We start from the raw sequence: 22351 nt of genomic DNA on the forward strand, positions 1-22351 counted from the left end.
AACAGGGGTGGGTACTACGCACCCTGATGGTTTCCGGTACACGGGGGCGGCGGCGGCACGGGAGTAGGCAGCCACGGGCGGACCTGCTTCATCTATCCTGAAGACGCGTCCCGCACGGCGACCCGGACTCGTCGGCACCTGAAATCCCCCTCCCCCGTTGCGCAGGCAGAAGGTCGAGTCATGAGGAAGCACCGTCTCATGAGGAAGCACCGTCTCACGAGGAAGCACCATCTCGGGGCGACGCTCCTGGTCGCCGTCGTCGTGGGTTTCGTGGTGATGGTCTCCGCGTTCAGCGCGAACACCCAGCGGGGCTGCACAGCGACCGGCAGCAGCGCCACCACCGTGGTGCAGGCGGACGTCTCCGGTTCCGGGAACTCCGCCGCGCTCCAGGCGGCAATCGACAGCGCTGCCCGCCAGGGCGGTGGGATCGTGCAGCTGTCCGCCGGCCGGTTCGACATCGACCGCCCGCTGTTGCTGAGGGACAACGTGGCGCTCAGGGGTTCGGGGCCCGCCACGGTCCTCAAGGCGTCCGCCCGGTTCCTCGACACGAAGGGGCCCCACGGCGGGCACCCCATCATCACCACCGAGGGAGCGGACAACGTCACGATCGCCGACCTGACCGCCGACCAGAGCGGTGACGTGCTCGACGGCAACGTCGATGGCCGGCTCAACGAGTACCTGATCGACGTCCGGCACTCCGTCAACGCCCTCGTGGAGGGCGTGACGACCCGCAATCCCTTCACCTATTCCATAGCAGTGGTGGGCAGCCGGGACTTCTGCGTGCGGGACAGTTCGACGGTCGCCGAGTCGTCCGGCAGGTACAACCAGCTGGACGGCATCCACATCACCGACTCGCACTCCGGCGCCGTGGTGGGCAACCGGATCGACCAGCGGCGGGGCAGTGACGGCGACGACGGCCTGGTCGCCCAGACGATCGGCAGCGCGGTCCACGACGTCGTCTACCGGGACAACGACGTCCGGGGCGGCTCGCACGGTGCGGGCATGCAGCTGGCCGTCTCGGGCCATGAGATCTACAACATCACCATCGAGGACAACAGGTTCTGGGGCTCGCCCTCGGGTATCCGGACGGGCTACTACGACGGCGGCACCCAGTCCGTCCACGACATCTCGGTGATCGGCAACACGTTCTTCGAGAACGACGGCGACTCGATCGCGTTCGAGGGGGATCTGGTGAACATCCGCGTGGAACGCAACACGATCTGCCGCAGCGGGGCCATCGACATAGCGCCGGCAACCGGGCACGTGGTGGACGGGAATCAGGAACGCTGCTGAGGCCTCGCGGCGTGGCGCGCGGTGCGCGGTGACCTGAAGCGGCGCCACACGCCCAGTCCGCGGACCACCTCGAGCGGGCCGCGCTCCCTCAGCTGGGCCAGGACGACGAGCCCGGCGGCGAAGACGATCAGCAGCCAGACCGCCGGCTGCCCCGCGGCCGCCTCGAGCAGCAGCGCGAAGAGGGCCGCCCCGATGAAACCCGTGGCCGCCATCCGGCCGGACGACGGCGGGAGGAGCGGAAGGGCGATCACCGTCAGGACGGCCGCCGAGGCCATGGCACCCACCGCGCAGCCGATCGCGATGCCCTCCACGCCGCCGCGGTCCCAGCCCAGGAACAGGCCTCCGAGCACCAGCCCCGATGCCGCCACGAGCCCCAGCTGGCACCGCCGATACGCGCGCAGGGCCAGCAGGACCGTGGCGAGGACCGTCAGGGCGGCATATCCCAGGCCTGACAGCGCGAGCCAGGGCAGCAGGGTGAATGAGGCGTGGTAGCGCTCCGGCAGGACGAGTGCCACCAGGGGGTGCGGGGCTGTCGCGATCACCGCGCAGGCCACGAGCGAGAGCCGGCCGAAGGACCGCAGGGCATCGGTGAGGATCGCCGTCACGTCGGACCCGGGGCGGCGCAGGAGCGGGAAGACGACGATGACCGTCCCCGCCGCGACGTACACCGGGGCCTTCGCGATGGATGCGAGGGCCTGCAGCCCTGCTGCCGCCGTGGAGCCGCCGTCGAGGAAGGCCACGAGCACTACGTCGATCCCCACCAGTACCGACACGATGCAGAGCGTCGAGGCGATGCCGGAGGTCTCCGCCCAGCGCCATCGCTGGCGCAGCACCCGCGGCCGCCAGGTGATGTCGCGGAGGAAGGAGCGGGGCGTGACCAGGAGGGCCAGACCGCCCATGGCGAAGCCGAGGACGGCCCCGGGGGCACCCCACGCGAACAGCACGACGAGGAGCGAGAAGACCAGCCGGATGAGGACCTCGCCGACCGACTTCACCGTGTACCGCACGAAGCGCAGTTCTCCCTGGATCCAGCCGGACGGTGCCGCTCCGACGAACAGCACGAAGGCGGACAGCGCAACGAAGGCGGCGGTCGGGGCCGAGCCGAGTCCCGCCGTGATCGCCCCGGTCACCAGGGCTGCCACGAGTCCCACCGCCACGGAGACCGCGACCGCGAACGCCATCGCGTCGCGCCGTGCTTCCGAACCGGCCGGATGGGCGGTCACCGCCTGGGACAGCGGCAGGGGAACCAGTGCCGAGGTCACGATGCCCACCATGCCCAGCATCATCTGGGCGGCGGCGAACTGGCTGAAGTCCGTGGGCTCGAGGGCATTCGCCATGATGAGCGTGACTGCGTAACTCAGGACCCCGACGAACCCGGCGCCGACGGACAGGAGCACCCCGTAGCGGGCAACTCCGGCACTCGCGGCCGGCGCCTCCACGCCTTCGGCGTGCGGGCCCAGTCCGGCCTGGAGTTCGGAAATGGGACCTATCGTCACGTATCTCCCCAGAGGGCTTTCGAGCAGGACAGGAAGCCAGAGTACGGTCGGGCGCAGGACGCCGGCACGAGTACCGGCTACTCGCTTCGTGCCGCCCCCCACTACCCGGCAGGGCCCCTATACTGGGCGCGCCGGCCAGATCGGAAAGCGGCGGGCTCCCATTCCCGGCCACGGGCGACGGTAGGACGATAGGCATGGACTTCTTTGCATCTGACCCCTTTCTGAGAGCCCTGGCCGTGGAGTACCACCGGGCCAGGACCGTCGAGTTCAAGATGTACGGCATCCGGGGCGGGCAGGTGCGTCTCGCGGAGGTCGGCGGCCGCAGGATCCTGACAACCGGGCCGTTCTACGACTACGTGAAATCCGTGCCGTCGGACGGCTCGCCCCGGGAGGCCGTGAAGTACCTGCCGAGGCTCGTGACGTCCGTGGTACCCCTCGCGGACGAGGATCCGGCCGGGTCCGTGCCCGCCAGCGAGAACGTGGCGCCGCTCGTCGTCTGGGAGCGTTTCTCCAGCTGGGACGAGTACCTGGCCCTGCTCGGCAAGAGAAGCCGGAACCTTCTGGCCGCTCGCCGCAAGAAGCTCAGAAGGACGACGGAGCAGTTCGGCGAACCGGTCTTCACGTTCGGCGACACCAGTGGCGAGGCACTGGACCTCTGCGTGAAATGGAAGATCGCGCAGTACGAGGGTGGGCACGAGACGCTCGAGGACCCCAACGCCCTCGTCATGCTGAGAAGCCTCTTCGACGACGGCCACCTCGTGGTGTCGACGCTGAAACTCGCCGGCGACTACGTCGCGGTGCATGCGGGGTTCCTCTGGGAGGGCGAGTACCTGGACCTGCTGTCGGCGTATGATCCGGCCTTCGCGGTGTATGGGGTGGGCCGGGAACTGCGCCTGCGCCTGCTGGAGTACAGCTACCGCCAGGGGCACAGGAGTTTCGACCTCCTGCTGGGCGCCGAACCCTACAAGTGGTACTACGCCACCCATGTCCAACTCGTCGGCAGCTACGGGCACCCCCCGCTGGCCCGCCGCACCCGTGATGCCGCGGAGCAGGTCGTGAAGCGACGGTTGGTCGCCCTGTCCCCGCACCTGTTCTACCGCGCCAAACGGCTGGTCATCTCGGGACGCCGGGCCCTGGCGGGTGCGGCGGACAGGTTCCACGCACGGGCGGGCGTCCAGCGGACGCAGGGCCGGGCGAACGAGTAGGAAAGAGAACGCATGCGCTCACGGGAACCAGTGAGGAAGCCGCGATTGATCGCGGTGGATGGCGCGCGTGGTCTGGCGCTCATCGGCCTGATGATCGTGCATGTCCTCCCACCGGAGGACTACGACTTCGAACCCACCGTCCTCTGGCGGATCTTCGCCGGTCATTCCGCTGCCCTGTTCGCCCTGCTGGCGGGGGTGTCGCTCGCCTTCGGGTCCGGAGGACGGCACGCGGTGAAGGGCACCGCACTCAGGGCCGCCCGGGCATCCGTGGCGGTCCGGGCCGCTCTCATCCTGGCCGTCGGGCTCGCGATCGGCTACGCCCCGACGCCGGTGTCCATCATCCTGCCCTACTACGGGGTGATGTTCCTGCTGGCCGTCCCGCTGCTCGGCCTCTCCGCCAGGACGCTGGCTCTCCTTGCCGTGATGGCGGCGGTGGCAGGCCCGGTCGTCGTCCAGCTGCTGCGCGATTCCCTGCCGGGCCCGGGGTTCAACCCCACCTTCACCTCCCTCGTCGTAGAGCCCCTGGTCCTGGTGACCCAGTTGCTGCTGACGGGCGAGTACCCCGCCGTGCCCTACATGGCCTACCTCTGCGCCGGGCTCGCCATCGGCCGGCTCGAGCTCGGGTCCCGTCGCGTCCAGCTCCGGCTGATGCTCACCGGGCTGGTCCTCGCTGTCGGCACGTGGCTGCTCTCGGTCTTCCTCCTCGGTCCCCTGGGTGGCATGAGGCGCCTGGCGGAAGCATCGCCCGACCTCGGGGCGGAGGCGATCCGCCGGATCCTGGTGTGGGGGCCCGAGGGCCGGCTCCCCACCACGTCGCTCTGGTGGCAGGTCGTCCTCTCCCCGCACTCCACCACGGTGCTGGAGAAGATCAATACCGTCGGCACGTCGATGGCCGCCCTGGGAGCAGTCCTGCTCCTGTCCCGCATCGCCGCCGCCGAGCTGGCGCCGCTGGCGGCGCTCGGCAGCATGACACTCACCCTGTACTCGGCCCACCTGCTCGTCCTGGCGACCGGCTTCCTGGCGAACCAGCCCAGCGGTTCCCTGCTCATCCAGCTCGCCGTCGCCACCGTCTTCGCGATCCAGTGGCGCCGCAGCCACGCGAACGGTCCCCTCGAAGGCCTCGTGACGGCCGCAACGAGACGGACCCGGGACCGCGTGCTGGCCGCCGGCTAGAACACGACGGCCGGCGGCAGCCCGGGTATTCCCTCAGCGCCGGCCGAGTAAGGCGCACGAGAAGTGAAGTACCCCCTACCCGTGCACCATGGGGCGGCCCTGATTAGCGTCGAGGCTGCAGATACTTGCGTGAACCAACAGGTCCGCCGAGGAGCTTCAACCCGAGGAGAGCCGTGGAGACGGAATCGAGTCTCGTCCGCGAGCATGCGAACACCACCCACGAAGGACGACCCGCCGCCGTCGGCCGGTCGCCGGGTGTCCACCCGGCCGCCCCCGCCCCACCGCACAGACCCGTTCACCTCGAGGTCGTCATCCCTGCCTACAACGAGGCCGAGCGCATCCCGGCCACGCTGGAGGCAACGGTGGACTTCCTCGCGTCCCAGCCGTGGTCCTCCCGGATCGTGGTGGTGGACAACGGGAGCGTCGATGACACGAGCGGCGTCGTGAGGCGGTGCGCCCGCGCACGCAGCGACGTCGACATCCGCCTGATGGGGTGCGCCCAGCCCGGCAAGGGCGCCGCCGTCCGCCGCGGCCTCCTGAGCAGCCACGCGGACTTCGCAGGATTCCTCGACGCGGACTGCGCAACTCCCATCGCCACACTGGACGCGGCGATGACCTACCTCGAGGCAGGCGCAGCCGCCGTGATCGCCTCGCGCCACGTGTCCGGAGCCACCTTCGTCCAGCCACAGCGCCTGGGCCGGAGGGTCGGGGGAACCGCCTTCCGGCTGATGACACGCCGCATGGTCCAGGGCATCGCGGACACGCAGTGCGGTTTCAAGTTCTTCGAACTCGGCGCCGTGAAGCGCGCCCTCGTGGAGTGCCGGACCACGGGGTTCGCCTTCGACGTCGAGCTCCTCCAGCGGATCCAGCGCTCCGGAGGGCGGATCCTCGAGGTCCCCGTGGTCTGGACCGACGGCCCCGCCTCGACCTTCCGGCCCGTCCGGGACGGCATCGCGAGTTTCAGTACGGTCCTCCAGATGCCGAGGGTCTACTGATGGGTTCCTCCGCCGTGCCGATCGAGCGGCTCGCCGGCAAGCACCTCCTCGTCCTCAACTGGCGGGATGTCAGGCACCCGCAGGCGGGCGGCGCGGAACAGTACATGCACCAGATCGCGGTGCGCTGGGTCGAGGCCGGGGCGCTCGTCACGTGGGTGACGGGCCGCGGCCCCGGGCAGTCGCCGCACGACGTCGTGGACGGCATCGACGTGATCCGTTCGGGTGGGCCGCTCGGCCTCTATCCGGCCGCGGCGTTCTGGCTGCTCCGGTGCGGCCGGAAGTTCGACGGCGTCATCGACTGCCAGAACGGCATCCCGTTCTTCTCGCCCCTCTTCCTCCCACGCTCGGCGCCGATCGTGCAGGTGGTCCACCACGTGCACCAGGACCAGTTCGCGACCCGCTTCTCGAGCCCGCTCGCCACGGTGGGACGGTTCCTCGAGAAGGACGCCGCCCGGGTGGTGTACGGCAGGCGCTCCATTGCCGCCGTGTCCCCGTCCACCCGCCAGGAACTGCGGCGGCGCCTCGGGTACACGAGCCCCATCTTCGTGGTGCCCAACGGTACGGTGGACCCGCCGCAGGAGGTGGGCCCACGGGACCCGGACCCCACCATCACCGTCGTCAGCCGGCTGGTGCCGCACAAGCGGATGGACCTCCTGCTCGGGCAGGTCGCGGTGGTGGCCGAGGCCATCCCCCGGCTTCGCGTGAACATCGTCGGGGACGGCCCGGAACGGGCACGGCTGCAGAAGATCGCGGCGGACCTGGACCTGCTGTCGACCGTCACGTTCCATGGCTACCAGCCGGACGAGGTGCGGGACGCCCTCCTGAGCCGCGCGTGGATCACGGCGTCGGCCTCCGCCGCCGAGGGCTGGGGCTGTTCCGTCATCGAGGCCAACGCCTGGGGCGTTCCCTGTGTCGCCCTGCGGGTCCCGGGTATCCGGGACTCGGTGCTCGACGGCGAGACGGGCTGGCTGGTCGACAGCGCGAAGGAATTCGGCATCGCGGCGGTGAAGGCCCTGGAGCTCGTCGGTGACGCGGCGAAGGCCAAGACGATCACCGAGGCGTGCCGGAGCTGGGCCGCGCGCTTCACGTGGGACCGCAGCGCCGCGCTGCTCGCCGGGATCCTCGTCGAGGAGGGCGGCCTGACCGGGACGGCGAGGGCGCAGCGGCGGCGGGCGCGCTCGGACATGGCGGCGCATGCCAGGTTCCGCACGCCGGAGGGTTTCGACCCCTACCGGTCGCTGCGGGCCACGGACGAGGTGGCCGAGGATGGCACCGACACCTGCGTGCTGCTGAACGGCTGCGACGAGACGGATGCACGCAGCGTGCTGCGCAGACTCGGCATCGTCGAGGCCGAGATCGCGCTTGCCGACCGCGACAGGGTCCTCGCCGGCCCCAGGCGCCCAGCTGCCCCCGCCGGCCCTGCTGCGCCCGCGGGCCCCGCGGAGGGTGTGACCCGGGCCAAGGACGGGCTGCCATGACGGCGTCGGTCACCTACGCGGAGTCGGCCGACGTGCCACCACCTCCCCGCCATTTCGTGCCCGAAGGCCCCCGGCTGACGCTCGGCACGCTGGTGGGGTTCGCCGTCGTCGTCGCCGCCGCCTTCGGTGTCCGCTCCATCGGGCTGGTGCGCGGATTCGAGCTCTGGCTCGACGAGATGCTGTACGCCCGGCTGGGGCAGTCCATCAGCATGGGGCAGATCCCCAACCTGCCCGATGGTCCCTTCCTGCTGCACCCGCCGGGCTACTTCCTCGTGGAGGGCGCGGCCATCAAGCTGTTCGGCATCACGGGCAACAGCATGGACCTGGTGCTGCAGCTGCGGTGGCTGAACGCCGTGATCGGCGCGGTGTCGGTGGGGTTGGCCTTCGTGCTGGTCTGGAAGGTCGCCAACAAAGCGGCGGCCTGGGTCATCGCCGGCGTGCTCATGATCGAGCCGTTCGTGCTGCGGAACAACAGCCGGGTGTTCCTCGAGACCCTCGGGATGGCCGCCCTGCTCGCCGGGCTGCTGATCATCGTGGCACTGATGGTCCACCCGCAGGCCAGGTACCGCCCCGCGAAACTGCTGGCAGCGGGCCTGCTGCTGGGGTATGCCGTGCTGACGAAGGACGTGTACGTCCTCGGGGCCGTCGCGCCCGTGGTCGCGGCCACGGTGTGGCGGCGCACCCTCCGCGTGCGGGATGCCCTGTGGATCCTGCTGGCCTCCGCCGTGCCCTACACCGCCTATCTCGGCGTGCTGGCCCTGAACGGCCTCCTGGGCGCCTGGATCTGGGCGAAGACCAACGGCGTGCGGCGCATGGTCGGCATCGAGCAGACCACGGGATTCAACGAGGCGGGGGCACCGAGCCTGGTGGACCGGCTCCTCGACCAGCTGGGCCAGTTCGGGTCCTCCTACCTGCTGCTGGCCATCGGTCCGGTCACCGGCGTGATCCTGTGCTTCAGCAGGGTGGCGGGCCGGCGCCTGATCGGCCTCACCGCGGTGATGTTCGGCCTGTTCGGCTTCTACAGCGTTGCGTTCGGCACCCTCGAGGAGCAGTACGGGTACCCGGTGCTGTTCGCCGGCACCGTCAGCGCAGCGGTCTGTGCCGTGGAGCTCGTGGAACGGAGGGAGCGGTTGCGCACGCCGGTGATCCTGTTCACCGTCGCCTTCGTGGCCCTTGCCCTGGCGGTCGGCCTCCGGACCCTGGTGACCATCGACAACGGCTTCGTGCAGGTCCGCTCCTGGATGCAGGAGAACCTCCCGGCCGATGCCCGGGTCAGCGTCTCGAACAGCACCGGCGAGGTGGCGTTCGAGGACGATCCGCGGATCGGGGTGTGGCCGTCGGCGCCCCTCATGCAGGAGAACGGGGCCAACTACATCATCACGCAGGAACTCCCCACGTCCCTGGGCTACGGCTACGCCCGCCCGGAGATGCTGGAGTGGCTCAAGGCCAACGGCGAGCCGCTGTTCGCCGTCGACGGCCCCACCAACGGCAGCACGGTCCTGTGGGAGGTCGACGACGCCACCCTGGCGCGGGGCGCCGCGGACAACGTGGGCTTCCCGTCCGCCACGTACGAATCCGAGAGGTAGCACCATGGCCGCGGACCTCCGGGTGCTCCACCTCGGCTTCGAGGATCCCCTCATGCCGGGGGCCGGGGGCGGGTCCGTGCGCACCCACCAGATCAACCGGCGCCTGGCGGAGCTCGGCTTCGAGGTGACCGTCCTGACCACCACGTACCCCGGGGCCCGGGAGCGCGTGCAGGACGGCGTGCACTACGTGCCCGTGGGCATCGGGCAGGGGCGCAACCGCCTCACCCGGCTGCTGGGCTACATCGCCCGGCTGCCGCTGGAGGCACGACGGCGGCGGCAGCAGGCCGACCTCGTGGTGGAGGACTTCTTCGCCCCGTTCTCCACCATGGCCGCTCCCCTCTGGACCGGTCGACCGACCATCGGCATGGTGCAGTGGCTGCACGCCCGTGACAAGGCCCGGCAGTACAGGCTCCCCCTGCACTGGCTGGAGCGGTGGGGCGTGCGGTCGCACTCGCGGCTCATCGCGGTCTCCCAGGGCACGGCGGACAAACTGGCCGCGCTCAATCCCGCTGCCTGCGTGGAGGTGGTCGGCAACGGCATCGACCCGGGGGCGCTCGAGGGCGAGACGGAGCTGGGCCGGCACGTGCTGTTCGTCGGCCGGCTGGAACTGCACCTCAAGGGACTGGACCTCCTCCTCGCCGCCTGGGCCGAGGCTGCGCCACGCATCGGGGACCGGCTGATCATCGCTGGAACGGGGCCGGACCAGGAGAGGGTCGAGCGCCTCATCGAGACCCTGGGCATCGCGGATTCCGTGGAGCTGGTGGGCTGGGTGTCCGGCGAGCGCAAGCATGCCCTGATGCGCTCGGCCCGCCTCGTCGTCGTGCCGTCCCGCCACGAGACCTTCGGGCTCGTGGCCGTCGAGGCCCTGGCCTGCGGAACGCCGGTGATCATCTTCGACATCCCGTGCCTCCGGGAAGTGGTGCCCGCCGGGTGCGGGTGGAAGGTGGCGCCGTTCGACGTCGGTGGGCTCGCCAGGGAGCTCACGCTGCGGTACGGCAGCGAGGCGGAACTGCTCGACGCCGGACGGCGGGGCCGGGACTTCGCCCGCGGCTTCGACTGGGATGCGCTGGCGCAGCGGCAGGCCCGCATCTACCGCAGTGGAGTAGGGGCGCCCCTGGCATCCACCTGACACACACGTCCGTCCCACTTCCTGGAAGGCTCCCGTGCTCACTCACCTGCCCCGCCTGCAGCGGTCCCTGCTCGGCAACAACCCGTGGCTGTTCCTGTCCCCCCATCTGGACGACGCCGTGCTGTCCTGCGGCGCGCTGCTGAAGGAGAGCACGAGGGCGCGGGACATCACGGTGGCCACCCTCTTCACCGAGACCTCCGCTCCGCCCCACACCCGGGCCGCCAGGACGTACGTCAGCCAGTGCGCCGCGCCGGATGCGGAGACGCTGTTCAGCGGCAGGCGGGCGGAGGACCGCCAGGTGCTCGAACACCTGGGTGTCCGGTACGTGCACCTCGGGCTGGCGGACGCCCTCTTTCGGGAGCGGCGCCCTGTCCCCGGGTTCGAGCTCCTGAAGAGACTGCTGCCCGAGCTCGTGTACCGGTACCCCACCTACCGCTTCGACATCGCCTTCGGGCGGATCTCCCGGGGTGACAGGGCGCTCATCAGGGCGTTACGCATGAGCGTCGAGGACATGCTGGATCAGACGGGTGCGGAGTTGCTGTTCTGTCCGCTGGGAGTGGGCCGGCACGTGGACCACGTGATCACGCGCCTGGTGGGCAGCTTCTTCCCGGACCAGGTGGTGTACTACGCGGATTTCCCGTACTGCATGTCCTTTCCCCTGGAGGAGCGGTTCATCGGCGAGCACGGGCTGGAGAGCGGTACCTGGGACCGGGAGCTCGCCGCGAAGCAGCCGATGATCAGGGGCTACGGGACGCAGGCGGATGCCCTGTTCCCGGACGGGCAGATCCCCGTGGTGCCGGAGACCTACTTCGCGTCGACGCAGTAGGGCCGGCTGGTGCCCGTCAGGCACTAGCGACGGTCGCCGCGAAAGAACTCGCGACATTCTCCACGGCCGTCTCGAACCGGCTGCGCAGGAGGGCTGCCGGAAGGGGCACGGAACCGTCCTCTGCCGCCGGTCCTACTTCTGCGGGTGGAACTTCTGCTGGGCTTCGAGCAGGCCATCCCGGATGAGGAGTTCGACGGCGTCCGCGGCGTCGTCGAGCAGGAACGGCAGTTCCTTCTTCTCCACGGTGCTGAAGTCCTTCAGCACGAAGTCGGCCGGGTCCTGCCGTCCGGGCGGGCGCCCGACGCCGACGCGGACTCGATGGTAGTCCTTGGTGCCGAGGGCCTTGCTGATGTCCCGCAGACCGTTGTGTCCGCCTTCTCCCCCACCGAGCTTGAGCTTGAGGGTGTTAAAGGGGATGTCGATCTCGTCATGCACAGCGATCACATGATCGGGGGCGACGTCGTGGAAGCGCGCGAGCGTGGAGACCGGGCCGCCGGTGATGTTCATGTAGGTCAGCGGCTTCGCCAGGACCAGGCGGGGGCCGCCGATGCCCAGGCGTCCCTCGAGGGTGACGGCCTGCGCCTTGGAGGACTTGAAGCGCCCGCCGAGCCGGGCGGCGAGCAGGTCGAGGACCATCTGGCCGACGTTGTGGCGGTTGCCGGCGTAGCCGGGCCCGGGATTCCCGAGCCCGGCTACGAGCCAGGTGTCAGTGGACACCGTGCGGATCCTGCTTACTGCTCGTCGGCGTCGGTGATGACGGCGTCGGCGTCGGCGTCAGCCGCCGTCGCGCCTTCGGAGGTGCCTTCGACGTCGGCGTCGGTCTCAGGAGTCTCACCGAGATCCTGCTCTTCCTCGGCGGCCAGGTTGACCACGAGGGAGTCGGCCTCGACGAGCAGGGTCACGCCTGCGGGCAGGACGATGTCCGAGGCGAGGACGTGCTGTCCGACCTCGCGGCCCTCGATGCTGACGGTGAGGGTCTCGGGCAGGTTGGTGGCGTCGGCCTCGACGAGGACCGTGTTGGCCTCGAGGTTCGGGACGGCGTCGGCGGCGGGCTCGCCCTCGACGTGGATGGCGACGTCCACCTGAACCTTCTCGCCGCGGCGGACGGTCAGGAGGTCGAGGTGCTCCACGATGCGCTTGAGCTGGTTGCGCTGGATGTCCTTGACGAGGGCCAGGTGGTCCTCGCCGTTGATGTCAAGCGTGAGCAGCGCGTTGGGCGTGCGCACGGCGAGGGTGGTCGCCTTCGCGGGCAGGAGGACGTGGATGGGATCGGCGCCGTGCCCGTAGATGACGGCGGGGATCATGTTGGCGCGGCGGGCCTGGCGGGCCGAGCCCTTGCCGAACTCGGTGCGGACGTGTGCTGCGAGCTTCTGCTCGGACATGGTTTCTCCTGGACGTTATGGCTCAAGCTGTCTGCGGGAGCACTGGGACGTTACCGGGGCGGAAGGAACACGCGTGGGGCAGTCGTCTAGAAACCAGTAGAGTCGCTAGCCACCGTCGATCACGGAGTACGGCCGGATAGTTCTTACTCCGGCCCGCTCCCTCGCCTAGGCATCGCGTTCAATAGTACAGGAACGCGAGTTGTGGGCTGTTCGTCAACGTCGGACGGCGATAATGGGGCAACTACCCTGTCATCCGTCCGACCCATCCTCGAAGAGGCTCCACTGAGTTCTGTGCCGCTTCCCTCCCACCGGTACAAGACCGTGACAGCTGCGCTGTGCGCGGTGTGGTTGGCGGCCGTCGCGTGCATCGTCCTGTGGCCGACCCCTGTGGACCGTGCCGGAGGCGGGAGATTGCGGCAGGGTCTGGCATTCCTCCACGACCATGGACTGCCCGCGTTCGTCACCTACAGTTCGGTCGAGTTCATGTCGAACGTGGTGATGTTCGTCCCCTTCGGCCTTTTCTGGTTCATCCTTGCGCCGCGGTCCTGGCGCTGGGCAGGACCGCTGGCGGGGATGACTCTTTCGATCATCATTGAGCTCACCCAGCTCGTGTTGCTCCCGCAACGGTTCGCGACGCCGCAGGACGTCATCGCCAACACCTTCGGCTCCGTGATCGGCTCGCTGCTGGGTTGGGCCGTCCTACAGCTGCGTGCTACTGGCCGCACACGCTAGTTCACATTTTGTTAACACCACGCGGGTGTCCTACGTCTGTCCAAGCGAACAGTCCGGACTAGAATCGGCTGCACTGGGGAACTTTTTAGGGGACAAACACATATGCGTATATCCGTGATCGGTTGCGGCTATCTGGGGGCAGTACACGCGGCATGTATGGCGAAACTGGGCCATGACGTGATCGGTATTGATGTCGACCCGCGGAAGATCGGCGATCTGCAGGCTGGCCGTGCTCCATTCTTCGAACCCGGTTTGCCTGAGCTCCTCGACGAGGTGCTCGCTACCGGACGGCTGAAGTTCAGCGCCGATATGGCGGACGCGAAGGGCGCGGAAGTGCACTTCCTCTGCGTCGGCACCCCCCAGCGCAAGGGCGAGTACGCGGCCGATATGCGCTACGTGGACGGCGCCTTCAGCTCGCTGCTCGACTCCCTCGAACCGGGCAACGTCGTGGTCGGCAAGTCCACGGTGCCAGTCGGCACTGCTGCGCGGCTGGCAGACGACCTGGCCGAAAGCCACCCCGATGCCGTCCTCGCTTGGAATCCCGAGTTTCTCCGCGAAGGCTTCGCTGTCAAGGACACACTCTCGCCGGACCGCTTTGTATACGGGGTGCCGGAAGGCGATGCCGGCGAGCGAGCCACCTCCGCTCTCGACGAGGTGTACAACACTCCCCTGTCGCTTGGGACACGCCGGCTGGTAGCCGACTATGCCACCGCTGAGCTAGTGAAGGCCGCAGCCAATTCCTTCCTTGCAACCAAAATCTCCTTCATCAACGCCATGGCCGAGGTCTGCGAAGTCACGGGTGCTGACGTGACTGTCCTCGCGGATGCGATCGGCATGGACGAGCGCATCGGCCGAAAGTTCCTGAATGCCGGCATCGGGTTCGGCGGAGGCTGCCTTCCGAAGGACATCCGAGCCTTTATGGCGCGCGCAGGTGAGCTTGGCGCCGATCAGGCGCTCACGTTCCTTCGCGAGGTAGACGACATCAACGTGCGGCGACGTACGCGCGTCGTTGACCTGACCCGAACCTTGGTTGGCGGCTCCCTTTTGGGCAAACGCGTCACAGTCCTGGGAGCGGCCTTCAAGCCCAACAGCGACGACGTCCGCGATTCCCCAGCGCTGAGCATTGCGGCGCAGTTGCAACTACAGGGCGCCGACGTGACCGTTACGGACCCGGAAGCGATTGAAGGCGCACGCAGTCGATTCCCGGAACTCACGTACGAAGCAGACACCCATACGGCCATGAAAAAGGCAGATGCGGTCCTCCTGCTCACCGAATGGCAGGAGTATAGAGATATTACGCCGGAGGAGGCGGGCTCCCTCGTTCGGACAAAGAATGTGCTAGACGGGCGCAATGTTTTGGACTGTGACGCGTGGCGTGCAGCGGGCTGGAATTACAAAGGTATTGGACGACCGTGACATCGACATCGACACCCTTCCGCATACTAACCGTGTGCACCGGCAACATATGTCGGTCCCCGATGACCGCCCGACTGCTCCAGGAAAGGCTCAGCACCTCCTTTCCAGAACAGTCTTTTTCGATTACAAGCGCTGGAACTCGCGCCCTTTCTGGCCATAAAATTGATAACCATGTAGCGGAGCAATTAGCACGTTCGGGGCTTTCGTACGAGACGTTCAGAGCCCGACAAGTTGACGAGAACGTGATTGCAGGCGCTGACCTAATCTTCGCGCTAGCTCGTGAGCACCGGCGGAGAGTCCTAGAAATATCTCCCGGTAGCATTAGGAAAACATACACGCTTCGAGAGTTCGCGAATCTCGTACACGGAGCGAACCTCGAACAAGGCAGCAAGGCAGAGCGAACATTGCATAACGTCTCAGAATGGGCACCACGCCTTCGCTCGCATAACAGTAACGTTCCGCAGCAGAATCTTGATGTAATAGACCCCTATAAAAGGGCGGATTCTGACTATGAACAGTCATATAAACAGATCGTGTCGGCAATCAATCTCATAGTTGAGGGTCTGACCGAAGTTCCGCATCACGGACGAGCGACGGCCTGATGAAGATCGCAGTAGTTCACAGCTTCTACTCAAACGATTCACCAAGTGGCGAGAACATAGCGGTGATTGATCAGGTCGCGGCCTTAGAGCGTGCCGGACATGAAGTTCGGCTAATCGCAGCTCACACAGACGAACTGCGAGACCGACCACTCTACTCCGCCCGAACCGCAGCCAGCGTCTCTCTGGGGCGTGGAATTTCACCCCTTTCCGAACTCGAGCATTTTTGCCCGGACGTTATCCATGTCCACAATCTCTTCCCAAACTTCGCAACTTCTTGGCTTCGTAAGTGGTCGGGCCCGATCGTTTCCACAGTCCACAACTTCCGGCCGATGTGCGCCGCGGGCACCCTCTTCCGAGACGGAGAGCCCTGCACTCTCTGCCCCGATCAGGGAACTCTCAACGCAATCAAGCATGCATGCTACCGGCAGTCCCGGCCAGCCACGGTGCCACTGGCAATAGTCACGAGGAAGGCAAACCGCCTAGGCGAGCTGCTGAACAGGGCCGATCGAGTCATTATGCTGTCCGACAGGTCCAAGCAAATATACGAAAATTATGGCCTCGACAAAACGAAAATATCGGTCGTCCCAAACTTCAGGCGACCAAGCATCTCGGCGGAGAAGATTGCTATTTCCGAAGTCGCCGCATGGGCCTTTGTGGGAAGACTCTCCCCTGAGAAAGGGATACTTGAACTACTACAGCAGTGGCCCGACAACCAGGTCATAGAAGTTTACGGGGACGGCCCCCTTCGTGACCAAGTGGATGAATTTCGTTCGAAGAACATCAAGATAATGGGCCGGGCAACTCAAGAACAAATCGCGAACGTACTTCAAGCTTCCAAAGGACTTGTGCTACCGAGCCGCTGGGCGGAGGGCGCGGCACCGCTGGTATACCTTGAGTCGCTTGGTGCCGGGCGCCCGGTCATCTGTCGAAGCGGAAACGCAGCCGCCGATGATATTTCCGCCCGGGGCGGTGGTCGAGTATATTCGAATACGAAAGAATTGACGGAAGCAGTCAACACCGAAGTTCCTACTCTGAATATTCTCGCTGCACAAGCAAGAACAAACTTCCAGAACTTTTATACCGAGCGGGCTTGGCTAACGAATATAGAATCAGCCTATGAGGAGGTTGTGAATGAGTAAGCGACGGGTGGTCATTCTGCAGGAGTATGTTCCGAAATATCGCGAAGCGTTGTACGAAGCGATCGAAGAAAAATCAGAAGATGCAGATATACACGTGACAGTAGCAAGCGGCACTCCGAGTCAAACGCAAGCGGCCCGAAACGATGTCGGCAAAATATCTAGTTCGGCTTACATCAAGCAACGCGAATATTCACTAATGGGGCGTCGACTTGTGCTTCGTCAGGTAGGCGAAATAATAGATAACGCAGATTTGGTAGTAATGGAACAGGCGCGCCGAAACCTTGATAGCTATAGGATGTTTCTGCCCCGAGCGACAAGGACGTCAAAGTTTGCACTTTGGGGGCACGGCAAAGATTATGTGCTACAAGCAAATCGTTTGGAGCAACTCCTTCGAGACCAACTTACCCTGCGCGCGGACTGGTTTTTTGCGTATACACAAAGTGGGGCCAAAGCAGTCGCGTCCCTTGGCTTCCCCGCCCAGCGAATTACAACTCTCAATAACACCATCGACACTCGCACACTGAGTGATAACTACTCCTCAGTGTCTCAAGAGGATGTTGAATCATTTAAGGCGGAGCATGACCTGCAGGGCAAAACTGCCATTTTCATTGGTGGACTTGATGAGAGCAAGCGAATAGCATTCCTGTTGGAAGCCGCAGACAGGATATACAAAGTTGATAACGACTTTCGCCTCCTCGTGGCCGGGCAAGGACCGCTAGGCGGTTTAGTCCGCCAATTAGCTTGCAGCAAGCCCTACGTGATCTACCTCGGAAGCTTGTCGGGCCGGGAGAAAGCACTCGCTTTGCGAGGGAGCGAGGCTATTGCTATGCCTGGGAGGGTCGGCCTCATCGCCGCTGACAGCCTCGCAACGACCGTTCCTATAGTCACGACAAACTGGTCTTGGCACGCTCCCGAAGTTGACTACCTTACCGACAGAGTGACGAGTGTATTTTCCAACGACTCCGTAGAAGCGTATGCCTCCACTCTGGGCGGCTTGCTTAACTCTCCGACTGAACTTGAACGTCTCCGTAACGGTTGCCGCGAGGAAAGCGGCACTTTGTCTATAGACAATACTGCTACTGCGTTCGTTTCTGGAATGGTTTCAGCGCTGGAATAATTTATGAAGCACCTCGCCCGCATAAGACGCAGCTCGAAGAAAGCTCCTCGTCCGATACCAGCTGCTGTAGAAATCAATGTATCCCTGAACCACTGCCATTGAACGCTCAAAAGCAATCGTTTGAATCTCTTGCCTCTTCAGAGATAGTCGAAGGCCGGCCACCAGCGCCTTGTACACCGAGTAGCTGGCATACGCCAGAATCTTCCACGGCGACTCCCCTGTATGTAGCAGAACCTTCGCCCAAGCGTTCGCATTGGTTCTCGCTCTTGCCTGGAGCCAGCTCCTCTTGATCCTGCTTGGATCAACCGGCTCCCGAGCTGATGCGTGTCGGACAGTCCTCAGTGAGAACCCCTCTTTCGCCAGCATCCGCGTTACCAACGTGTCTTCCCCTGGTCCGAGGAGAAACGGACCCGGGACGCTGCACGAAGGAGAGCTGAGGGCGCCGCTCGGAAGGAGGATGTTGCCGAACCCAGCATGTGGGCGAATCGAGTTGTCTGGATGCAAGCGTGCTCCCCATCCTGAGACGTGGTGCGCCCAGGGCGGAGCATCACTAGGCAGAAGCGGCGTGACCGGCCCTACAAGCAGATCACGCGGATACTCCAAATGCCTCTCAAGCAGAGTGGCCAGCCAACCGTCGTCTGGAACCTGATCGTCATCAAAAAAGATCAACGCTGAGTCGCCGCGGACCGCTTCGAAGGCAGCATTGCGCGCCCACCCGACTCCTGTTCGTCGCTCAGTCACGTAGGAGATATTAGATCCGCGACCCGCAGATTGAAGGCGACCAACAACGACTTCGGCAGACTTCTCAGGATCATTATCGATCACCACTAAACGCACGCTTAAGATGTCACTGATGCTCTTGTCCAACTCAGCGATCTGGCTGACTATCGCACGAACTACATTTTCCAACGTCACCGGTCGACGGTAGGTACAAATCGCAACGGCTATTACATCTAGATTCTGGTCCAAGGTTCCTCCATCAGCCGCTCGCTCGACAGAGTTTCGTCCGCGAACCATTTCTGTGGACCGACTATTTCGGCATGCTCGCGCTCAGACGCAATGAGAGAGGCCCACCAGCTGAAGGAGCTGTTAGACATTATTATTGCCGATGCCGCAGCCAGAGAGCAAAAGTCCTCACGAGCAGTAGTAGACTCTGAAAGATGTATGTCCTTCCCAATAAGTCGCTCGCGCACCCACGAGGCGTCGTCGGTGTGGACTACAAACTTGTCATACCCGCGATTTCTCATTAAACCGATTGCATCCTGGTAATACTCAAGCGACAACGCCCCGAGAGTGAGCGCGGCACCTACGTCGGTTACGTAGTCTCCGCGGCGCACGTGTATCCGACAAACAGAAGACTCATTGCGCGAAGCGAGATTTAGCCATCTACTCACATTTGTAGCCGCCTCACCCCTGATATCTGAGAAATAGTCCGATGACTGCCAGTATCCCCAATGAAAAGTGACAGGAGCGCCTTTAGGACTGAGTTGCGGAGGCACTGTTTGGTCCTCAGTCACGAGCTCGAACACGCGGTTCCTGTGAGACGCTCCACTGTGCAGAAGCCGACGCCACACGCGATTTGGAATAGCAATCTTCCGCGCTTCCAGCAAATGGCCAAGTTCATAACCGCGACCCAAGGAACGCCCCCGGTCGTACAACACCTTGCGTCCCTCGTGCATAAGTTGTAACCCTCTAGCCCAGCAAAATAGCTGGTTGCCAAATCCCCCTCTAAGGGGGACAACGTCGATCCCACTCACGCAACCACAGCCTTCCTTCTTCTCGAGATCAAAAAATAGCTAGCGCCAACTACAAGGCAGAGACAAGCGGTAAGAAGCAAAGTAATGTCGCCGCCGGATAGTTGCACGGCGGCGAATGCCGCTACAATCACGGTGACGGAACAAATATCGAATGCAGATACGGAAACTTTTCGCATCCGCAGCAACGCGAAGGTTAGAATTGCCGACACGAGATTAGCGCCTACTAGGGCAAATACAATTCCTGTCGCGCCAAACTCAATCCCTAGGAAAACGGCAAGTACGACTTGAACAGACACTGTGCTCAGGCCATTAACTAACCAGCTGGTTCTCCATCCTCTCGACAAAAATGTCGATCCGGTTGTCCACGCGTAGACTCGAGCGACTTCACCACTCAGCGCCAACGCGAGAAGACTCGAAGCGGATGAAGCAACTTGGGCTGAGAAAAATAGGGTTATCAGAAGTGGGCCAGCTGCAGACAACGCCCCTAGGGCAATAGTAGAGATTGGGATTAGGGTAGCCAACAGCCCGTTCAAGTTCCGAATGAGCTTTTCCTGCGTCTGCGACTTGGATACCTCGATTAAGGTCGAGGTGGAAAGCGCGCCCAATGCAACGCCGATAATCTGCGTGACGATCAACGCGACGGGCTGGTATCGAGCTAGCTCGGTGATCCCGTGGGCGTGCAACACCGCCGTCCGCCCAGTTAGTTCAGCAGTCGCCGCAAATATACCGAGGGTTGCAGAGGCCCAGGCCAACATAAACATCTCCGAGCGATGCGACGGCGATATCTTCGGCCGTATGCCGCGCTTGAGGCGTGACTGCTTGCACATGACCAAGATGGCAGCAACTTGGACGGCCGGCGCCGCCACAAAGCTCAGGGCTGCCAGACTGTAGCTTCCCGAAACCATGAGCAAAACTACTACGCAGCTGCTAGTGACTGAAGCGAAAAGCGCAGAAACGACGAGTTTTTGTCGCCCGGAGCGTACTTGAGCTAGCGATAACGCTATCTGACCAAAAACTGCAAACGGAATGCCAGCGGCTGCACCGATGATGAGCACGAAGTAAGAACTGTCGCCGAGCAAAAGTATCGCTAACCAACTTGAAAAAAGGATCACCACTATAGCGAGACCACCCGCGACACCAGTTGGAGCAAGCAGGACCCAATTCCGGGTGCGGGCCTCCTCATCGTTCACCAGTTCAGTTCGGGAGAATATGACCCGTGTTGCGGTAACTACGCCGGCCGCACCAAGCGAGATAAACACAGTTTGTATTTGAGAGAGCTGACCGATCAGGCCTACTCCTTCAAGACCGAAGAACAGCGCTGCCGACTTGGTACGCACGAGTCCCGGAATCATGAATCCAACCGAGACTATGATCAGACTCATTGCAGATCCTAGAACGGTCCTACTTGTCGACGATCCGGCCCTCAGGCTAGTAGACCTATTTGACACGAGAAAGCAACTCAATTGCCTGTTTCATCACAGACCGCGTCAGGCTCGTAATGCCAAATACAAACCATCCAGCGTGTCTAGAGACGGGTGTTCGAAGGTTATGCTTGCGATGCACGCGCGACGTCCAGAAGGTTGACCGCAGCGTATATCTAGGTGCAGGTATTCTCGGGCGGTCGTAGCGGACAACAATCTGCGGTGAATTGAAGAACTTTAGGTCAGGATGCGCTTTCTTCAGCGACAGCAAAAGATCGAGGTCCTCTCCAACGGGGAGGTCCTCATCATATCCACCCGACTCCCGAAGGAGGGCCGTTGGCGCTAGTAGCGCAGGATGGGCAACTGGCATTCTGCCTTGGGACAGCAGTTCATCGGCTTCTTCAAAACCCTCGGGCCATGTGGGCCCAGGATACGACCCAGAACGCGAGTCAACCCACTCAAGTTGCCCTCCCGCGATGGCCATCGGTTCGTTCAGCAGGAACGGGACCGTATCCTCCAGACGCGAGGGAAACGAGCAGTCGTCGGCGTCCTGTATCGCGATCAGATCTGTGGTTGCAGTCGCGATCGCGATATTTCTTGCTCCTGCCCTGCCGATATTCACGCTGTTTCGTACAACTTCTACGTCGGGGTAGCTCTCTGCAACGGAAGCAGTCAAATCAGTCGATGCGTCATCAACAACTATCACCCGAACCTCGCCGTCATATTGCTGTGCAAGTGCCGAGTCGATAGATTTCCCGACAGTGCGCTCTGCATTGAATGCGGCTATCACCACGGTAACGCTTGGTAATGTCACGGATATTCTCCTGTTGTAGAAAAGCTTCGTAACGGGTGATGGCTTTTGCGCTCCTTCTCGGCTGCGGCCAAAAGCAGCATCAGCTGAAACAGCAGGATCTGCGGAGCAAAACTTGTCGCGGCGAAGCGGATCAGGTTCTCCGAAATAAACATAACTAGCCACATTGCAGTCAAACCAAGTCCTAGACTGCTAACGCAATGCTGGCGAACAAAGTAGAGAAGAGCTCCAATATGGATCAACAGTGCCACCAGCCCGAGAGTACCAAGTTCGCTCATGGTCTGTAGCAATTGATTGTGCGCATAGGCTACCGATTCGGAACCGAGCGACAAATATGCACCGGGCCCTGTCCCTGCCAACCAGTTCTCCTGAAACGAGACCCAGGCACCTGCCCAGGTGAGATTCCGGCCGTTGAAGGAATCAGCGGACAACCTCGTCGATATGATCGCTATAGCGAAAATGGCCGCGAAGACTGGAGCGCACAGGAGGATTAGCTGTCGCGAAGCCAGGCTCTTCTTTCCGCACCAGTATAGAAAGCCGACCAAGAGTCCCACGGCCAAAGAGATGGATGCAGTACGGGAACCGGTTGCTAGCAGCGCGTACAGGGCTACAGGCAGAAAGAACCACCTCCCTACCCGACGTGTTCCGAGCACTTCGGCAAGAACCGCAAGGGCAGCCACCCAAGCGAGAGTGTTGGGATGGGGAAATACTCCTTGCAGGCGATCGACGCCGGTCCACCAACCACCTGGCCAGGTCTGGTAAGGAGCAAATGCCCGTCCAGGCCAAATCAGTC

General features: G+C 63.9%; 21 protein-coding genes. 13 read left to right on the plus strand and 8 right to left on the minus strand.

Annotated features, from left to right (window positions below; all coding sequences use genetic code 11):
• Positions 1–198: 198 nt before the first annotated feature.
• A complete protein-coding gene (locus AC1MFI_RS00360) occupies positions 199–1293 on the plus strand; it encodes a right-handed parallel beta-helix repeat-containing protein (protein WP_479818706.1) in 1095 nt (364 codons plus the stop codon).
• Here AC1MFI_RS00360 and AC1MFI_RS00365 read toward each other — a convergent pair.
• Positions 1278–2789 (minus strand): lipopolysaccharide biosynthesis protein, encoded by a 1512-nt coding sequence (locus AC1MFI_RS00365; RefSeq protein ID WP_479818707.1) that lies wholly within the window; start codon positions 2787–2789, stop codon positions 1278–1280. The two genes, AC1MFI_RS00360 and AC1MFI_RS00365, sit on opposite strands and share 16 nt — an antisense overlap.
• 194 nt (positions 2790–2983) lie before the next feature.
• On the opposite strand from AC1MFI_RS00365, the gene AC1MFI_RS00370 reads away from it, so the two are divergent.
• The 7 genes from AC1MFI_RS00370 to AC1MFI_RS00400 all read left to right on the plus strand — a co-directional run bounded on the left by AC1MFI_RS00370 (position 2984) and on the right by AC1MFI_RS00400 (position 11181).
• Positions 2984–3994, plus strand: a complete 1011-nt coding sequence (locus AC1MFI_RS00370) for a GNAT family N-acetyltransferase (protein ID WP_479818709.1) — start codon at positions 2984–2986, stop codon at positions 3992–3994.
• 54 nt (positions 3995–4048) lie between these two features.
• Entirely contained in the window at positions 4049–5167 is a 1119-nt protein-coding gene (locus AC1MFI_RS00375) for a heparan-alpha-glucosaminide N-acetyltransferase domain-containing protein (protein WP_479820946.1), read from the plus strand.
• 173 nt (positions 5168–5340) lie between these two features.
• Complete coding sequence (locus tag AC1MFI_RS00380) at positions 5341–6162, plus strand: glycosyltransferase (protein WP_479818711.1); 822 nt, start codon at positions 5341–5343, stop codon at positions 6160–6162.
• Complete coding sequence (locus tag AC1MFI_RS00385) at positions 6162–7640, plus strand: glycosyltransferase family 4 protein (RefSeq protein ID WP_479818713.1); 1479 nt, start codon at positions 6162–6164, stop codon at positions 7638–7640. The genes AC1MFI_RS00380 and AC1MFI_RS00385 overlap by 1 nt, the downstream gene beginning before the upstream one ends.
• Positions 7637–9226 carry an ArnT family glycosyltransferase gene (locus AC1MFI_RS00390; RefSeq protein ID WP_479818714.1) on the plus strand — a complete coding sequence of 530 codons (1590 nt, stop codon included), beginning with the start codon at positions 7637–7639 and terminating at the stop codon, positions 9224–9226. The genes AC1MFI_RS00385 and AC1MFI_RS00390 overlap by 4 nt, the downstream gene beginning before the upstream one ends.
• A 4-nt stretch (positions 9227–9230) precedes the next feature.
• On the plus strand, positions 9231–10355 hold the full coding sequence (locus AC1MFI_RS00395) for a glycosyltransferase family 4 protein (RefSeq protein ID WP_479818716.1): 1125 nt from the start codon (positions 9231–9233) through the stop codon (positions 10353–10355).
• A 34-nt stretch (positions 10356–10389) separates the two neighbouring features.
• Positions 10390–11181: a PIG-L deacetylase family protein gene (locus AC1MFI_RS00400; RefSeq protein WP_479818718.1), complete on the plus strand. Its 792-nt coding sequence runs from the start codon at positions 10390–10392 to the stop codon at positions 11179–11181.
• Positions 11182–11313: 132 nt separating this feature from the next.
• Here AC1MFI_RS00400 and pth read toward each other — a convergent pair whose 3' ends face one another.
• Together pth and AC1MFI_RS00410 are read right to left on the minus strand one after the other, a co-directional pair.
• Positions 11314–11898: an aminoacyl-tRNA hydrolase gene (pth, locus tag AC1MFI_RS00405; RefSeq protein ID WP_479818719.1), complete on the minus strand. Its 585-nt coding sequence runs from the start codon at positions 11896–11898 to the stop codon at positions 11314–11316.
• Between the two features lie 14 nt (positions 11899–11912).
• Complete coding sequence (locus AC1MFI_RS00410; RefSeq protein WP_400485060.1) at positions 11913–12563, minus strand: 50S ribosomal protein L25/general stress protein Ctc; 651 nt, start codon at positions 12561–12563, stop codon at positions 11913–11915.
• Between the two features lie 291 nt (positions 12564–12854).
• Between AC1MFI_RS00410 and AC1MFI_RS00415 the strand changes: the two genes are divergently transcribed.
• The 5 genes from AC1MFI_RS00415 (at position 12855) to AC1MFI_RS00435 (ending at position 17569) form a co-directional block, all read left to right on the plus strand.
• Positions 12855–13295, plus strand: coding sequence for a VanZ family protein (locus tag AC1MFI_RS00415; protein ID WP_479818720.1), 441 nt, complete (start codon positions 12855–12857; stop codon positions 13293–13295).
• Between the two features lie 102 nt (positions 13296–13397).
• Positions 13398–14711, plus strand: a complete 1314-nt coding sequence (locus tag AC1MFI_RS00420) for a UDP-glucose dehydrogenase family protein (RefSeq protein ID WP_479818722.1) — start codon at positions 13398–13400, stop codon at positions 14709–14711.
• Between the two features lie 32 nt (positions 14712–14743).
• A complete protein-coding gene (locus AC1MFI_RS00425) occupies positions 14744–15313 on the plus strand; it encodes an arsenate reductase/protein-tyrosine-phosphatase family protein (protein ID WP_479820948.1) in 570 nt (189 codons plus the stop codon).
• Positions 15313–16452, plus strand: a complete 1140-nt coding sequence (locus tag AC1MFI_RS00430; protein ID WP_479818724.1) for a glycosyltransferase family 4 protein — start codon at positions 15313–15315, stop codon at positions 16450–16452. The genes AC1MFI_RS00425 and AC1MFI_RS00430 overlap by 1 nt, the downstream gene beginning before the upstream one ends.
• On the plus strand, positions 16445–17569 hold the full coding sequence (locus AC1MFI_RS00435; RefSeq protein ID WP_479818726.1) for a glycosyltransferase family 4 protein: 1125 nt from the start codon (positions 16445–16447) through the stop codon (positions 17567–17569). Before AC1MFI_RS00430 ends, AC1MFI_RS00435 begins: the two co-directional genes overlap by 8 nt.
• Here AC1MFI_RS00435 and AC1MFI_RS00440 read toward each other — a convergent pair.
• The 5 genes from AC1MFI_RS00440 to AC1MFI_RS00460 form a co-directional block, all read right to left on the minus strand.
• The gene (locus AC1MFI_RS00440) at positions 17555–18586 is read right to left on the minus strand and encodes a glycosyltransferase family 2 protein (RefSeq protein WP_479818728.1); all 1032 of its coding nucleotides are present in this window, start codon (positions 18584–18586) and stop codon (positions 17555–17557) included. The two genes, AC1MFI_RS00435 and AC1MFI_RS00440, sit on opposite strands and share 15 nt — an antisense overlap.
• Positions 18523–19248: an alpha-1,2-fucosyltransferase gene (locus tag AC1MFI_RS00445; RefSeq protein WP_479818730.1), complete on the minus strand. Its 726-nt coding sequence runs from the start codon at positions 19246–19248 to the stop codon at positions 18523–18525. The genes AC1MFI_RS00440 and AC1MFI_RS00445 overlap by 64 nt, the downstream gene beginning before the upstream one ends.
• Positions 19249–19322: 74 nt before the next feature.
• Positions 19323–20708 (minus strand): MATE family efflux transporter, encoded by a 1386-nt coding sequence (locus AC1MFI_RS00450; protein ID WP_479818731.1) that lies wholly within the window; start codon positions 20706–20708, stop codon positions 19323–19325.
• 55 nt (positions 20709–20763) lie between these two features.
• Positions 20764–21561, minus strand: a complete 798-nt coding sequence (locus tag AC1MFI_RS00455; protein ID WP_479818733.1) for a glycosyltransferase family 2 protein — start codon at positions 21559–21561, stop codon at positions 20764–20766.
• Positions 21558–22238: an O-antigen ligase family protein gene (locus tag AC1MFI_RS00460; protein ID WP_479818735.1), complete on the minus strand. Its 681-nt coding sequence runs from the start codon at positions 22236–22238 to the stop codon at positions 21558–21560. Before AC1MFI_RS00460 ends, AC1MFI_RS00455 begins: the two co-directional genes overlap by 4 nt.
• Between the last annotated feature and the right edge of the window lie 113 nt (positions 22239–22351).

It is taken from the genome of Arthrobacter sp. BC5 (genome assembly GCF_056680255.1).

Coding starts and splice junctions, on each gene's coding strand:
- AC1MFI_RS00360 (WP_479818706.1), top strand. CDS start 199: ATGAGGAAGCACCGTCTCACGAGGAAGCACCATCTCGGGGCGACGCTC.
- AC1MFI_RS00370 (WP_479818709.1), top strand. CDS start 2,984: ATGGACTTCTTTGCATCTGACCCCTTTCTGAGAGCCCTGGCCGTGGAG.
- AC1MFI_RS00385 (WP_479818713.1), top strand. CDS start 6,162: ATGGGTTCCTCCGCCGTGCCGATCGAGCGGCTCGCCGGCAAGCACCTC.
- AC1MFI_RS00390 (WP_479818714.1), top strand. CDS start 7,637: ATGACGGCGTCGGTCACCTACGCGGAGTCGGCCGACGTGCCACCACCT.
- AC1MFI_RS00395 (WP_479818716.1), top strand. CDS start 9,231: ATGGCCGCGGACCTCCGGGTGCTCCACCTCGGCTTCGAGGATCCCCTC.
- AC1MFI_RS00410 (WP_400485060.1), bottom strand. CDS start 12,563: ATGTCCGAGCAGAAGCTCGCAGCACACGTCCGCACCGAGTTCGGCAAG.
- AC1MFI_RS00420 (WP_479818722.1), top strand. CDS start 13,398: ATGCGTATATCCGTGATCGGTTGCGGCTATCTGGGGGCAGTACACGCG.
- AC1MFI_RS00430 (WP_479818724.1), top strand. CDS start 15,313: ATGAAGATCGCAGTAGTTCACAGCTTCTACTCAAACGATTCACCAAGT.
- AC1MFI_RS00435 (WP_479818726.1), top strand. CDS start 16,445: ATGAGTAAGCGACGGGTGGTCATTCTGCAGGAGTATGTTCCGAAATAT.
- AC1MFI_RS00440 (WP_479818728.1), bottom strand. CDS start 18,586: ATGGTTCGCGGACGAAACTCTGTCGAGCGAGCGGCTGATGGAGGAACC.
- AC1MFI_RS00445 (WP_479818730.1), bottom strand. CDS start 19,248: ATGCACGAGGGACGCAAGGTGTTGTACGACCGGGGGCGTTCCTTGGGT.
- AC1MFI_RS00450 (WP_479818731.1), bottom strand. CDS start 20,708: ATGAGTCTGATCATAGTCTCGGTTGGATTCATGATTCCGGGACTCGTG.